The following is a 14,642-nucleotide window of genomic DNA, read 5'->3' as shown; positions in this document are numbered from 1 at the left end:
TGCCCGCAAAGTTTGGCCAAGGCCCTGTAGCAGCTGGCGAAGCCTGCGTTCGGCTGCGAAGCAGTCGCAAAACCTGAGCTCATACGCTTCCTGAAACACCGCGCCGTGTGAATTCACGGCCGCTTCGCAGCCGAACGCAGGCTTCGCCAGCTGCTACAAGGCGTCCGTCTGCGTAATTAACAGCGCATCAAGCCCCTGTCTTTTTCCTGTCCATACAAGCTGTTACTGTACGGCGCACAAAGCCCAAGCCGCCTGGATCGGATCTCTGACTTGAAGCGTCCCCTCCTCCTGCTCCTGATCAGCCTGGCCTTGAGCTCCCCCGCGAGTGCGACGATCAGCGAAAGCCATGGTTATGCGCAATTCGGTACGCTCAAGTACCCGGCCAGATTTACCCACTTCGACTGGGTCAACCCGCAAGCGCCCAAGGGCGGAACGTTGCGGGTGATGGCGTTTGGCACCTTCGATACGCTCAACCCTTACACGCTCAAGGGCTCGAGCCCCGTTTCGACTCCCAATTTCCTGCAATACGGCATCAACGAGCTCAACGAACCCCTGATGGTCGGCACCGGTCAGTACGCGCCTTCCGGTGACGAACCGACGTCCAGCTATGGCCTGATTGCCCAATCGGTGGAATACAGCGAGGACCGCAGCTGGGTGGTGTTCAACCTGCGCCCGGAAGCACGCTTCCACGATGGCACGCCGATTACCGCGTACGACGTCGCGTTTTCCTACCGTTTGCTGCTCAAGGAAGGTCATCCGCAGTACCGCACCAGTCTTCAGGAGGTGTTGCGGGTCGATATCCTCAACCCGCAGCGCATTCGCTTCGTCTTCAAGCATGCCGGTAATCCGCTGCAGATCCTGCGCCTGGGCGAGTTGCCGGTACTGCCGCAGCATTACTGGAAAGGTCGTGATTTCAAGGCCACCACGATCGAGCCGCCACTGGGTAGCGGGCCGTATCGCATCACCTCGGTAACGCCTGGACGACAAATCGTATTTGAACGAGTCAAGGATTACTGGGGCAAGGACCTGGCGGTCAATCGTGGCAAGTACAACTTCGATCGCATGGAGGTCGAGTTCTACCGCGACAGCGACGTCGCGTTCGAAGCCTTCAAAGCGGGCGAGTTTGATATCTACATCGAACACCAGGCGAAGAATTGGGATAACGGCTACCGCTTCCCCGCCGTCACCCGTGGCGACGTGATCAAGGCACAAATCCCGCATCAGATCCCGACACAGAGCCAGGGTCTGTTCATGAACACCCGCCGTTCGACCTTCTCCGACGTCAGGGTCCGTGAGGCCCTGGGGCTGATGTTCGACTTCGAGTGGACCAACCGCACGCTGTTCAGCGGCGCCTACGAGCGCGCCTTGAGTTACTACCCCAACAGTGAGTTCTCCGCCACCGGCCTGCCGGTCGGCCAGGAATGGCTGATGCTCAAGCCGTATCGCGAGCAGTTGCCCGCCAGGCTGTTCACCGAGCCGTTCAGCCTGCCGCAGACCCAAGGGCGCGGCATCCCCCGGGAAACCTTGCGCAAGGCCGTGAGCCTGCTTGCCGAGGCCGGCTGGAAGCTCAATGGTCAGCGACTGCAGAACGCGGCGGGCCAGCCGTTGCATTTGGAAATTCTGCTGGTCAACCCGAACCTGGAGCGGATTCTTCAACCTTACGTCGAAAACCTCGTGAGCATCGGCATCGACGCGCGGTTGCGCACGGTCGATCGCGCCCAATACAAGCAGCGCCTCGATCAATTCGATTTCGACATGATCCTGATGACTCTCAACCAGAGTCTAAGCCCGGGCCTGGAGCAATGGCAGTACTTCCATTCCAGCCAGGTCGGGGTCAAGGGCAGCAAAAACTACGCGGGCATCGCCAACCCGGTGGTCGACCGGTTGCTCGACCAATTACTCGCCGCCCAGACCCGCGATGAACAAGTCGCCGCCGGCAAAGCCCTGGACCGGGTGTTGTTGTGGCAGCACTACATCATTCCCAATTGGTACCTCAATTATCACCGCCTGGCCTACCGCAACCGGTTAGCCTTCGTCACCACGCCGCCCTATACCCTGGGTCTCAGCGCGTGGTGGCTGAAATCTTCGGAGAAAGATCAATGAAACCCCTACGCGCCCTGCTCTTGCAGGCCAGCGGTTTGCTGTTCGCCGGGCTGGCCTGCGCCGCCCCGCAGCATGCCCTGACCCTCTACAACGAGCCGCCGAAATACCCCGCCGATTTCAAGCACTTTGACTACGTGAACCCGGACGCCCCCAAAGGCGGAATCTTCCGTCAGGCCGGTTTCGGCGGCTTCGACAGCCTCAACCCCTTCATCAGCAAGGGCGTCGCGGCCGACGACGTCGGCATGATCTATGACACCCTGGCCAAACAAGGCCTCGATGAACCGTTCACCGAGTACGGCCTGGTCGCCGGCAAGATCGAAAAAGCCCCGGACAACAGCTGGGTGCGTTTCTACCTGCGCCCCGAAGCCCGCTTCCACGACGGTCATCCGATACGTGCCGAAGACGTGGTGTTCAGCTTTCAGACCTTGATCAAGGACGGCGCGCCGATGTACCGCGGTTACTACAACGACGTCGATCAAGTGATCGCTGAGGATCCGCTCACGGTGCTGTTCAAATTCAAGCACAACAACAACCGTGAACTGCCCTTGATCCTGGGCCAGTTGCCGGTGCTCCCCAAGCATTGGTGGGCCACCCGCGATTTCAACAAGGGCAATCTGGAAATACCGCTGGGCAGCGGCCCGTACAAGGTCAGCCAAGTGAAGGCCGGGCGCTCGGTGCGTTATGAGCGGGTCAAGGACTACTGGGGCAAGGATCTGCCGGTGAACCGTGGGTTCTACAACTTCGATGTGATGACCACCGACTACTACCGCGACAACACCGTGGCGCTGGAAGCGCTCAAGGCCGGGCAGTTCGATTATTGGCTGGAGATGAGTGCGAAGAACTGGGCCAACGCCTACAACACCCCGGCGGTGACCGAAGGCCGGATGGTCAAGGAACAGATCCCGAACGGCAACCCGACCGGCATGCAAGGTTTCGTGTTCAACCTGCGTCGCCCGGTGTTCCAGGACGTACGCGTGCGCCAGGCGCTAAGCCTGTTGCTGGATTTCGAATGGACCAACAAGCAACTGTTCAACGGCGCCTACGTGCGCACCCGTAGCTATTTCGAGAACTCGGAGATGGCCGCCACCGGTTTGCCGGACGCCGATCAGCTGGCGATTCTCGATCCGTTCCGCGGCAAGATCCCCGACCAGGTGTTCAGCGAGGCGTTCCAGAACCCGGTGACCGACGCCAGCGGCATGATCCGCACCCAGCAACGCAAGGCCTATCAATTACTGCAAGAGGCCGGCTGGCGGATCGTCGACGACAAGATGGTCGACACCACCGGCAAACCCGTCACCCTCGAATTCCTGCTGGCCCAGACCGAGTTCGAGCGTGTGCTGTTGCCGTTCAAGCGCAACCTCAGTGATTTGGGCATTGACCTGGTCATCCGTCGGGTCGACGTCTCGCAATACATCAACCGCGTGCGCTCACGTGACTTCGACATGATCGTCGGCAGCTTCCCGCAGTCCAACTCGCCGGGTAACGAACAGCGCGAGTTCTGGATGTCCGCCGCCGCCGACAAACCCGGCAGCCGCAACTCCATGGGTTTGAAGGACCCGGTAGTGGATGAGTTGGTCGAGCAATTGATCAACGCTGACTCGCGCAAAAGCCTGGTGGCCCACGCTCGCGCACTGGACCGCGTGCTGCAATGGGGCTATTACGTGATCCCCAACTGGCACATCAAGACCTGGCGGGTCGCTTATTGGAACCACATCGGCCATCCGAAAATCTCGCCCACGTACGACGTCGGAATTGCCACCTGGTGGATCAAACCCAACGTCGCTCCGGCGATAGAGATCGAAACCAAACTGCAAGCCGACCCTGCGGGCACGGAGTAATCAGATGCTGGCATATATTTTTCGGCGACTGCTGCTGATCATCCCGACGTTGTTCGGCATTCTGCTGATCAACTTCGTGATCATCCAGGCGGCCCCCGGTGGGCCGGTGGAACAGATGATCGCCAAGCTCGAGGGCTTTGAAGGCGCCACCAGCCGCATCGCCGGTGGCGGTGCCGAAGTCTCTGTGGCCGGGTCCGCCTATCGCGGTGCGCAGGGCCTGGACCCGACGCTGGTGAAAGAAATCGAGCACATGTACGGCTTCGACAAATCGGCACCGGAACGCTTGTGGATCATGGTCAAGAACTACGCCACCCTGGATTTCGGCGACAGCTTCTTCCGCGACGCCAAGGTCATCGACCTGATCAAGGAAAAGTTGCCGGTGTCGATCTCGCTCGGGTTGTGGAGCACGCTGATCATGTACCTGGTGTCGATACCGCTGGGGATCGCCAAGGCCACGCGACACGGCAGCCATTTCGACGTCTGGACCAGTTCGTTGATCATTGTCGGTTACGCGATCCCGGCGTTTCTGTTCGCCATTCTGTTGATCGTAGTCTTCGCCGGAGGCAGCTATTTCGACTGGTTCCCGCTCAGGGGCCTGACCTCGAACAACTTCGACGAGCTGAGCATGGGCGCCAAGGTGCTCGATTACTTCTGGCACATCGCGTTACCCGTGACCGCGCTGGTGATCGGCAACTTCGCAACCATGACCCTGCTGACCAAGAACAGCTTCCTCGACGAGATCAATAAACAGTACGTGGTGACCGCCAAGGCCAAGGGCCTGACCCAGCATCGAGTGCTCTACGGCCATGTGTTCCGCAATGCGATGCTGCTGGTGATCGCCGGTTTCCCTTCGGCGTTTATCGGGATTTTCTTCACCGGCTCGCTGCTGGTCGAAGTGATCTTCTCGCTCGATGGCATGGGTTTGATGAGCTTTGAAGCGGCGATCAACCGTGATTACCCGGTGGTCTTTGGCACGCTGTTTATCTTCACGTTGTTAGGGCTGGTGGTGAAATTGATCGGCGACCTCACGTACACCCTGGTGGATCCGCGCATCGACTTCGAAAACCGGGAGCATTGAGATGAACCTGTCCCCTCTCAATCGACGCCGTCTCGAACTGTTTAAAGCCAACAAGCGAGGCTGGTGGTCGTTGTGGCTGTTTTTGCTGCTGTTCGGTGCCAGTCTCGGCGCCGAGTTGATCGCCAACGACAAACCGCTGGTGGTGCACTACGACAACAGCTGGTATTTCCCGGCCCTCAAGCGCTACCCGGAAACCACTTTCGGCGGCGAATTCCCGCTGGAAGCCAACTACAAGAGCCCGTACATCCGCGAACTGCTCAAGGCCAAAGACGCCTGGGTGCTGTGGGCGCCCATTCCGTTCAGTTACCAAAGCATCAACTATGACCTGAAAGTGCCTGCACCCGGCCCGCCCTCGCCCGACAACTTGCTGGGCACTGACGATCAGGGGCGCGATGTACTGGCCCGGGTGATTTACGGCTTCCGGATTTCGGTATTGTTTGCCCTGACGCTGACCATCCTTAGCTCGATCATCGGTGTGATCGCCGGGGCCTTGCAGGGCTTCTATGGCGGCTGGGTCGACCTGGCCGGGCAGCGGTTTCTGGAAATCTGGTCCGGCCTGCCGGTGCTGTATCTGCTGATCATTCTGGCCAGCTTCGTGCAGCCCAATTTCTGGTGGCTGCTGGGGATCATGTTGCTGTTTTCCTGGATGAGCCTGGTGGATGTGGTCCGCGCCGAATTCCTGCGCGGACGCAACCTCGAATATGTACGCGCGGCCCGGGCGCTGGGGATGCAGAACGGTGCGATCATGTTCCGCCACATTCTGCCCAATGCAATGGTCTCGACCATGACCTTCATGCCGTTCATCCTGACCGGCGCTATCGGCACCCTGACCGCCCTGGATTTCCTCGGCTTCGGCCTGCCGCCCGGCGCGCCGTCCCTCGGCGAGCTGGTCGCGCAGGGCAAATCCAACTTGCAGGCGCCGTGGCTCGGCATGAGCGCGTTTGTAGTGCTGGCGTTGATGTTGAGTCTGCTGGTGTTCATCGGCGAGTCCGCTCGCGATGCCTTCGACCCGAGGAAGTGAAATGAATCAGGACAATCTGATCGAAGTGCGCGACCTGGCCGTCGAATTCGTCGTTGGTGAGCGCTGCCAGCGTGTCGTCGAGGGCGTCAGTTTTGACATCAAGCGCGGCGAAACCCTGGCGCTGGTGGGCGAAAGTGGTTCCGGCAAATCGGTCACCGCCCACTCGATCCTGCGTTTGTTGCCCTACCCGCTCGCCCGGCACCCGTCCGGAACCATCGAATATTCCGGGCAAAACCTGCTGAGTCTGAAAGAGAAAACCATCCGCCACATCCGCGGCAACCGGATCGCGATGATCTTTCAGGAGCCGATGACCTCGCTGAATCCGCTGCACTCGATTGAAAAGCAGATCAACGAGGTACTGGGCATTCACAAAGGTCTGGTCGGTAAAGTAGCGACCAAACGTACGCTGGAATTGCTGGAAATGGTCGGTATTCCAGAACCGCATAAGCGCCTCAAGGCCCTGCCCCACGAGTTGTCCGGTGGTCAGCGCCAGCGGGTGATGATCGCGATGGCCCTGGCCAACGAACCGGAATTGCTGATTGCCGACGAGCCGACCACCGCTCTGGACGTCACCGTACAGCTGAAAATCCTCGAATTGCTCAAGGAATTGCAGGCCCGCCTGGGCATGGCATTGCTACTGATCAGTCACGATTTGAACCTTGTGCGAAGAATTGCGCATCGCGTATGTGTCATGCAGCGAGGTTGCATCGTCGAACAGGCATCGTGCGAAGAGCTGTTCCGCGCGCCGCAGCATCCGTACACTCGGGAACTGCTGGCAGCGGAGCCCAGCGGCAAGCCGGCGACCAATGTGATTGGCCCGCCCTTGCTGCAAGTCGAGGACCTGAAAGTCTGGTTCCCGATCAAAAAAGGCTTTCTCAAAACCACGGTGGACTACGTCAAAGCGGTAGACGGCATCAATTTCAGCCTGCCCCAGGGCCAGACCCTGGGGATTGTGGGAGAAAGCGGTTCCGGCAAGTCGACACTGGGTTTGGCGATTTTGCGGTTGATTGGCAGCAAAGGCGCGATCCATTTTGAAGGCAAGCAGCTAGACTGCCTGACGCAGCAACAGGTTCGACCGTTGCGCCGGGAGATGCAGGTGGTGTTTCAGGACCCGTTTGGCAGCCTGAGCCCGCGGATGTCCGTCAGCCAGATCGTTGGCGAAGGCCTGCGGATCCATAAGATGGGCACCGAGGTGGAACAGGAACAAGCGATTATTGCGGCACTCAAGGAGGTAGGTCTGGATCCGGAAACCCGGAACCGCTACCCCCACGAATTTTCCGGCGGGCAACGGCAGAGAATCGCCATTGCCCGGGCACTGGTGTTAAAACCAGCGTTGATTCTGCTGGACGAGCCGACTTCGGCCCTCGACCGGACAGTGCAACGCCAAGTGGTGGAGCTACTGCGTTCACTGCAAACCAAGTACAACCTGACGTATCTGTTTATCAGCCATGACCTGGCTGTCGTCAAAGCGCTGAGCCACCAGCTGATGGTGGTCAAGCATGGCCAAGTGGTCGAACAGGGAGACGCGCAAAGTATCTTTGCCGCCCCCCAACATCCGTATACACAGCAGTTGCTGGAAGCCGCTTTTCTGGCACCAGCCACTGCGCAATAACCTGAAAGAGAGGAGCAACACATGGGTTTTCTCGCCGGTAAGCGCGTACTGATCGTCGGTGTCGCCAGCAAGCTGTCCATCGCATCCGGCATCGCTGCCGCCATGCATCGCGAGGGCGCTGAGCTTGCCTTCACTTATCAGAACGACAAACTGAAAGGTCGTGTCGAAGAGTTCGCACAAAGCTGGGGTTCCAACCCGGACCTGTGCTTCCCGTGCGACGTGGCCAGCGATGAAGAAATCGCCAAGGTCTTCGTCGAATTGGGCAAGAAGTGGGACGGCCTGGATTGCATCGTGCACTCCGTTGGCTTCGCGCCGGGCGACCAACTGGACGGCGACTTCACTGAAGCCACCACCCGTGAAGGTTTCCGCATCGCTCACGACATCAGCGCCTACAGCTTCGTGGCCCTGGCCAAGGCTGGCCGCGAAATGATGAAAGGCCGCAACGGCAGCCTGCTGACCCTGTCGTACCTGGGTGCCGAGCGCACCATGCCGAACTACAACGTCATGGGCATGGCCAAGGCTTCCCTGGAAGCTGGCGTACGTTACCTGGCCGGCTCCCTGGGCCCGGACGGCACCCGCGTCAACTGCGTATCGGCTGGCCCGATCCGCACCCTCGCGGCTTCCGGCATCAAGAACTTCCGCAAGATGCTGGCCGCCAACGAAGCGCAAACGCCGCTGCGTCGCAACGTCACCATCGACGAAGTCGGCAACGCCGGCGCGTTCCTGTGCTCGGACCTGGCGTCCGGCATCAGCGGTGAAATCATGTACGTGGACGGTGGTTTCAACACCACGGCCATGGGCAGCCTCGAAGAGTAATCTTCGGCTAGCCAACTAAAAAACCCGCCTCTTCAGGCGGGTTTTTTATGGCCAATCCTTGTAGGAGCGAGCCTGCTCGCGAAGAACGTTAACGATAATACGCGCCTCCTGAATAAATGCGTTGCTCTCAAGTCCTTCGCGAGCAGGCTCGCTCCTACAGGGGTTGGCGTTTGGTCAGCAAGCAGTTTCCGGTATCAGCGGTGAAATCATGTACGTGGACGGTGGTTTCAACACCACGGCCATGGGCAGCCTCGAAGAGTAATCTTCGGCCAGGCAAATAAAAAAACCCGCCTCTTCAGGCTAATGCCTGTCAATTAAGCCGTAACGCGATTTGTAGCAGCTGGCGAAGCCTGCGTCCGGCTGCTACGGGGTATGTGTTGCTGCTGAATTTGCTTAACTGATCGGCATTAGCCTCTTTAGGCGGGTTTTTTTTATGGCCAAAAATTCAGAGCGAGCGCAATTCATTGTGGGAGCAAGCTCGCTCCCACAGGAGTTTGGCGATTAGTCAGCAATTTGTGTCAGGCAGTTGGCAAATAGCTGCTGGATCGGCTGTGTGCGCTGGCTGTAGCGCTGCAACAGAACGATCTCACGGTAGAACGTCAGCTCGCCCAAGCGAATGATTCTGACCTTCGCGCCGTACTCGAGCCACAACCCGGCTTCGGGAAGCAACGAGATACCCAGGCCGCATTCGACCATTTTCACGATGGCTTCCAGCTCATCCAGCTCCAGGGCTACTTGCACGTCGAGTTGCTGTTCGCGCAAAAACCGCGTCACCAGGCGTCCACCGAATGAATTACGGTCGTAGCGCACATGAGGATGCTGCGCCAGCAACTGCAAGGGGTCATCGCCTTCAAGGTTCGCCGGCACAATCAACACGAACGGTTCCCGGCGAATGACCTGCGCCGACAACTCCTTGGGCAACTCGAACGGAGGCTTGATCAGAATCGCCAGATCCACTTCCCCGGTGTCGACCTGGCTCAACAGATTCAGTGAGACACCGGGCACCAGTTTTGCCTCCAGCAACGGCGCCTGTTGCCGTAATCGAACCAACGCTTGAGGCAACAATCCTGTCTGCGCCGTCGCCACGGCGCCAATTTTCAACTCGCCACGGTATTCGCCAACGTCATCGCAGACGGCCATGCGACTGAAGGTTTCCAGCATGTCCCTGGCCATCGGCAATGCCCGCTGCCCCGCCGCATTGAGAATCGCCTGACGCCCAGTGCGGTCGAACAGCCGAATACCCAACGCGCGCTCCAGATTACGCATCTGCGCGCTGACTGCCGACTGAGTCAGGCCGATATGCATTCCGGCCGCCGCGAAGGTGCCATAACGGGTGACGGCGATGAAGGTTTTCAATTCCCGCAACATGGCGCTCTCGATTGATCAAAATAATTTGTGCTCGACGCAAAAACTATCGTCTTTCAATCAAAAATCACAGCGCTAAACTCAGCCCATCGACCGACAACTGCGAGGCAATCCGATGCAACTCTCCCCTTTTCATTTGGCCATCCCGGTGTATGACCTGACGGCTGCGCGCAGTTTCTATGGCGAAGTCTTCGGCCTGGAAGAAGGCCGCTCCAGCGACCATTGGGTCGATTTCAACTTTTTCGGTCATCAACTGGTGATTCACCTGGCGCCGAAAAACGCCTCCCAGGAAGCGGCGCACACCAATGCCGTGGACGGTCATGACGTGCCAGTGCCGCATTTTGGGGTGGTGTTGAGCATGAACGAATGGGAGGCCTTGGCCGAGCGACTGAAAGCCCTCAACACTCGATTCGTGATTGAACCGGGCATTCGCTTTCAGGGATTGGTGGGCGAGCAAGCCACGATGTTTCTGTTCGACCCGTGCGGCAATGCGCTGGAGTTCAAGGCGTTCAAGGATATTGGGCAGTTGTTTGCCAAATAGTGTTGTCCGCACGACCGCCTTCGCGAGCAGGCTCGCCCACAGTGGGTTTGTGTTGCATACAAATTTATGTAATCACAGAAAATCAGTGTGGGAGCGAGCCTGCTCGCGAAAGGGCCCGCCGACTCAACACCACCCTAGTGGCCCAATACCCTCTCTGCCTCATCTAAAAGCTCTTCAACCGAACCATGAAGAACCGGGTCATATTCGATCTGCCCAATACTGAAACGAATCTCATACCCGCGATGCGCCATGGCATTGCGCTCATCGAGCATTTCTTCAAGGCGCGCCTTGATTGCGCTGACTTCCACTGAGGCGGACCCTATGAGCAAGGCCACGAAGGTGGCACCGTCCAGCCGCCCGACCACATCGCTTTCCCGAAAGCCGATGCGCAGCACATCGGCAAAGGTTTTTAGCGCGTTGTCGCCCTCGGTGCGGCCGAACAGGTAATTGATGCGCTTGAACTCGTCGAGGTTGAAGAACAGCAGCGTCGCCGGCCTGCCCAGTTGTTGGCAGGCGTCCAGGCCCAATTGAGCCAGGGCAATGAAACCGTGCCGATTGGGCAGCAGCGTCAGCTCATCCATGCTCGCCATCTGCACCCCGATCAACTCTTGCTCGGCTTTGCGGGCCAGATCGCGCAGCAGCTCGCGCTCCTGTTGTGGCGTCCCTACACGTACACCTGATTTGCCCGGTTTGCCTGAGATCAGCATCGGATACTCCATTGGCGGATATGTACTTTAGAGTCGTCCGCACCCGGTTTGACTCACTGGTAACGGACCGCCGGTCAGCTCCCCACCACCGGGCACGGGCCTCCCGCCTCTGCCCACAGTTTGAATTGAGTCACGAAAATGTCGTGCGGTACCGGCACCGGAGCGCGATTGCCGCCTGGGTTCCAGCCCCACAGCACCAGTTTGTCGTCGCTGACATGTTTGATCAGCGCCGCGAAATCGCGGTCGCCGTTGCTGGAGTGGTCCTTGATCAGGGCGCACAACCGGTCGGCCGGCAGGCCGATCCAGGCCATTTTGTGCGCCGCCGGCGGCAGGCCCCAGTGCGGCGCTCCCGGTGGGGCATGAGGGCCGTAACTGGCTGGCGGGTTGTTTTCGGCGTGGCAGGTGGTGCACGGTAAACCGGCGGCGCCCTTGCCATCCATGCCACGCGCCACGTTCATCGCATGGGGAATGCCGGCGTCGAACTGCAACGGCGAGTCCCCAGGAATATGGCAGTTCTGGCAGCGTGGACTCTGGAAGACTTTCTGCACGGTGTCGAACGCCTTCAGGGCTTCCTTATCGTCAGCGAACAGTTCAGAGGCATAGGCCGCCAGGCCGACCAACACCACCGCACCCAGAATCAGATGGCGTTTCATCTCACACCCCCGACAGTTGCAAGGGCAGTTCCCGCAAGCGCTGCCCGGTCAGGGCAAACACCGCGTTGGCCACTGCCGGCGCTGTGGGTGGGACACCGGCCTCGCCGATGCCGCCGGACCTTTCGGTACTTGGCACGATATGCACTTCGACCACCGGCATTTCGTTGAGCCGCAGGACCTGATAGTCGTGGTAATTGGATTGCACCACCTGACCGTCCTTGAAGGTCAGCTTGCTGTGCAAGGTGAATCCGAGGCCGAAGGTGATGCACGACTCCATTTGTGCCGCGATGCTCATCGGGTTGACCGCAATCCCGCAATCCACCGCGCACACTACCCGGTGCACACGGATCGCCAGGTTGTCCTGGGACACCTCGGCAACGTGGGCCACGTAGCTGCCAAAGGACTCATGCACCGCCACACCCAACGCATGGCCGTCCGGTAATGGCGCGTTCCAGTTGGCTTTCTCCACCGCCAGATTCAGCACACCCAAGTGTCGCGGATGCGCCTTGAGCAAGGTTCGTCGGTATTCCACCGCATCTTTGCCGGCCGCCTCGGCCATTTCATCAATCAGCGATTCCATGACGAAGGCGCTATGAGTATGCCCCACCGACCTCAGCCACAACACGCTGATGCCGGTTTTCGGTGAGTGCAATTCCACCTGATGATTGGCCAGGTCTTCGAGGTAAGGGCTGTCGGCGACCCCTTCGACCGAGGTTTTGTCGACGCCGTCCTTGACCATGGTTGCAGCAAATGCAGTGCCGTCCATGATCGATTGCCCGACCATCACGTGTTTCCAGGCAATGGGCATACCGTCGGCACCCAGCCCGATGCGCGCCTGATGCAGGAAGGCCGAGCGGTAATAGCCACCGCGTATGTCGTCCTCGCGCGACCAGACCGTTTTTACCGGCGCACCCGCAGCCTTGGCCACCTGCACCGCTTCAGCGACAAAATCCGAGGTCGGATTGGCCCTGCGGCCGAAACCGCCACCGAGAAATTCGGTATGAATCTTGACCTGCTCAGGCTTGAGCCCGGTAATTTTCCCCGCGATCATTTGATCCAGCGTCTGAAACTGGGTGCCCGTCCAGATTTCACAGGTGTCCTTGCTGATGTTCACCGTGCAATTGAGCGGTTCCATCGGCGCGTGGGCCAGATACGGCACGCTGTACTCGACGTCGATCGTCTTGAGCGCCTTGCCCATTGCTGCAGCGACATCGCCCGCATTACTGGCCGAAATGCCCGGCGTGGCGGCGAGTGCGCGGAAACTTTCCAGTAGTTTCTGACTGTCGAGCCCGGTGTTCGGCCCCAGATCCCACTCGATTTTCAGCGCATCGCGCCCCAGCTTCGCGGCCCAGTAATGATCGGCAATCACCGCCACCCCGGTGGGCACCTGCACAACTTTGTGGACACCCGGAATCGACAGCGCTTCGGCGCCTTCAAAGGATTTGACGCTGCCACCGAACACCGGCGAGCGCGCGACCATGGCAGTCATCAGCCCGTCGAACTGCACGTCGATGCCGAACTTGGCGCGGCCGGTGATTTTCTCCGGTGTGTCCAGGCGCTTGGTCGGTTTACCGATGAGTTTCCAGTCCCTGGACTCCTTGAGCTTGATCGAGGCCGGATCCGGCACCGGCAGCTTGCCCGCGTCATCGGCCAGCTCACCGTAAGAGGCGCGATGGTCACCAGCAATGACCACGCCTGACTCGGTACGAATCTCGGAGGGGGCGACGCTGAAGCGCTTGGCGGCCGCATCGACCAGCATCAAACGCGCCGCCGCGCCGGCCTGGCGGTAGCGGTCAAACTCCATCCAGGTCGATGTCGAGCCACCGGTGATCTGCATCCCGCCAAATGCGGGCAGTCCATAGTCAGCGGCCGAAGCAGGCGCGTGTTCGACGCGGATTTTCGACCAGTCGGCGTCCAGTTCTTCGGCGATCAGCATGGTCAGACCGGTCCAGATCCCCTGCCCCATCTCCGAATGGCCAAGCAGCACGGTGACGCTGTTGTCATTGCCGATTCGCAAAAAGGCATTGGGCGCGAACACGTTGCCTTGATTCTCGGCGCCTTGGGCAAAGCGATGGGCGCCGGGAATGACGAACGCCACCACCAGACCACTGCCCAGCAGCGCACTGCCCTTTAGAAATCCCCGACGCGACAGGCGATTGATGCTGTTCATTGCTCAGTCTCCATCAACCAACGTGGCATCAACCGATCTCGGCGGCCCGTTTGACTGCGGCGCGAATTCTTGGATAGGTGCCGCAGCGGCAGATGTTGCCGGAGAGCGCCTGATCGATGTCGCTGTCTGTGGGTTTGGGGATTTTCGCGAGCAGCGCCGCGGCCGACATGATTTGTCCTGACTGGCAGTAACCGCACTGGACCACATCGAGTTCGGCCCACGCTTGCTGCACCGGATGCGAACCGTCGGTGGACAGGCCTTCGATGGTGAGGATTTTCTGCCCATGGGCCACGGTCGTGGCCGGCGTGATGCAGGAACGCAACGGCGCGCCGTCGACGTGCACGGTGCAGGCGCCGCACTGGGCCATGCCACAACCGAACTTAGTGCCAGTGAGGTGCGCGACATCGCGCAGGACCCAGAGCAGCGGCATGTCTGCGGGGACATCCAGCTCCTGATCCTTGCCGTTGATGTTAAGGGTCAGCATTGCAAGTTCCTCAGACTGACGGTGACGCCGTTTTTGTTTTGGCAGGAGCGAAGCTTGCTCGCGAAGAACGTTAACGCGGTGTGTCAGGACCGGCGCCTTCGCGAGCAAGCTTCGCTCCTACAAGGTCGGCTTATCCTTTCAGCTAAGCGCAAATTGCCGGGCGAGACCGGTTCATCGACCACCGGTCACATAAAAGCCACCGCAAAACTGTAGAAGCGAGCTTGCTCGCGATGGACGTGAACGATAACGCGTGC

At 59.5% G+C, this 14,642-nt stretch carries 12 protein-coding genes and 1 pseudogene; 8 read left to right on the top strand and 5 right to left on the bottom strand.

Annotated elements, in window-relative coordinates:
* Positions 1 to 270 precede the first annotated feature (270 nt).
* The 7 genes and pseudogenes from ACM6IR_RS13125 to ACM6IR_RS13095 form a co-directional block, all read left to right on the top strand.
* Positions 271 to 2,103: an extracellular solute-binding protein gene (locus ACM6IR_RS13125; RefSeq protein ID WP_414908088.1), complete on the top strand. Its 1,833-nt coding sequence runs from the start codon at positions 271 to 273 to the stop codon at positions 2,101 to 2,103.
* Positions 2,100 to 3,941, top strand: coding sequence for an extracellular solute-binding protein (locus ACM6IR_RS13120; protein ID WP_414908087.1), 1,842 nt, complete (start codon positions 2,100 to 2,102; stop codon positions 3,939 to 3,941). Before ACM6IR_RS13125 ends, ACM6IR_RS13120 begins: the two co-directional genes overlap by 4 nt.
* Positions 3,942 to 3,945: 4 nt before the next feature.
* Entirely contained in the window at positions 3,946 to 5,019 is a 1,074-nt protein-coding gene (locus ACM6IR_RS13115; RefSeq protein ID WP_414908086.1) for a microcin C ABC transporter permease YejB, read from the top strand.
* A 1-nt stretch (position 5,020) separates the two neighbouring features.
* On the top strand, positions 5,021 to 6,040 hold the full coding sequence (locus ACM6IR_RS13110; protein WP_414908085.1) for an ABC transporter permease: 1,020 nt from the start codon (positions 5,021 to 5,023) through the stop codon (positions 6,038 to 6,040).
* A gap of 1 nt (position 6,041) precedes the next feature.
* Positions 6,042 to 7,652, top strand: coding sequence for an ABC transporter ATP-binding protein (locus tag ACM6IR_RS13105; RefSeq protein ID WP_414908084.1), 1,611 nt, complete (start codon positions 6,042 to 6,044; stop codon positions 7,650 to 7,652).
* Between the two features lie 21 nt (positions 7,653 to 7,673).
* Positions 7,674 to 8,468 (top strand): enoyl-ACP reductase FabI, encoded by a 795-nt coding sequence (fabI, locus tag ACM6IR_RS13100; RefSeq protein ID WP_008152082.1) that lies wholly within the window; start codon positions 7,674 to 7,676, stop codon positions 8,466 to 8,468.
* Between the two features lie 187 nt (positions 8,469 to 8,655).
* A pseudogene (locus tag ACM6IR_RS13095) lies at positions 8,656 to 8,730 on the top strand (hypothetical protein); the annotation flags it as partial.
* Positions 8,731 to 8,969: 239 nt separating this feature from the next.
* Here ACM6IR_RS13095 and ACM6IR_RS13090 read toward each other — a convergent pair.
* Positions 8,970 to 9,836 (bottom strand): LysR family transcriptional regulator, encoded by an 867-nt coding sequence (locus ACM6IR_RS13090; RefSeq protein WP_414908083.1) that lies wholly within the window; start codon positions 9,834 to 9,836, stop codon positions 8,970 to 8,972.
* A gap of 112 nt (positions 9,837 to 9,948) precedes the next feature.
* On the opposite strand from ACM6IR_RS13090, the gene ACM6IR_RS13085 reads away from it, so the two are divergent.
* Positions 9,949 to 10,374 carry a VOC family protein gene (locus ACM6IR_RS13085; protein WP_414908082.1) on the top strand — a complete coding sequence of 142 codons (426 nt, stop codon included), beginning with the start codon at positions 9,949 to 9,951 and terminating at the stop codon, positions 10,372 to 10,374.
* A 134-nt stretch (positions 10,375 to 10,508) separates the two neighbouring features.
* On the opposite strand, the gene ACM6IR_RS13080 is transcribed toward ACM6IR_RS13085, so the two are convergent.
* The 4 genes from ACM6IR_RS13080 to ACM6IR_RS13065 form a co-directional block, all read right to left on the bottom strand.
* On the bottom strand, positions 10,509 to 11,081 hold the full coding sequence (locus ACM6IR_RS13080; protein ID WP_414908081.1) for a GGDEF domain-containing protein: 573 nt from the start codon (positions 11,079 to 11,081) through the stop codon (positions 10,509 to 10,511).
* A 74-nt stretch (positions 11,082 to 11,155) separates the two neighbouring features.
* Positions 11,156 to 11,734, bottom strand: a complete 579-nt coding sequence (locus ACM6IR_RS13075; protein WP_414908080.1) for a hypothetical protein — start codon at positions 11,732 to 11,734, stop codon at positions 11,156 to 11,158.
* Position 11,735: 1 nt separating this feature from the next.
* Positions 11,736 to 13,904, bottom strand: a complete 2,169-nt coding sequence (locus ACM6IR_RS13070; protein ID WP_414908079.1) for a molybdopterin cofactor-binding domain-containing protein — start codon at positions 13,902 to 13,904, stop codon at positions 11,736 to 11,738.
* 28 nt (positions 13,905 to 13,932) lie between these two features.
* A complete protein-coding gene (locus tag ACM6IR_RS13065; RefSeq protein ID WP_414908078.1) occupies positions 13,933 to 14,388 on the bottom strand; it encodes a (2Fe-2S)-binding protein in 456 nt (151 codons plus the stop codon).
* Positions 14,389 to 14,642: the final 254 nt, after the last annotated feature.

This window comes from Pseudomonas sp. IT-P253 (genome assembly GCF_949768125.1).
Taxonomy (GTDB): Bacteria; Pseudomonadota; Gammaproteobacteria; order Pseudomonadales; family Pseudomonadaceae; genus Aquipseudomonas.
Note: the sequence above shows the minus strand (reverse complement) of the source record. Positions and strands in the feature narration are given on the sequence as shown.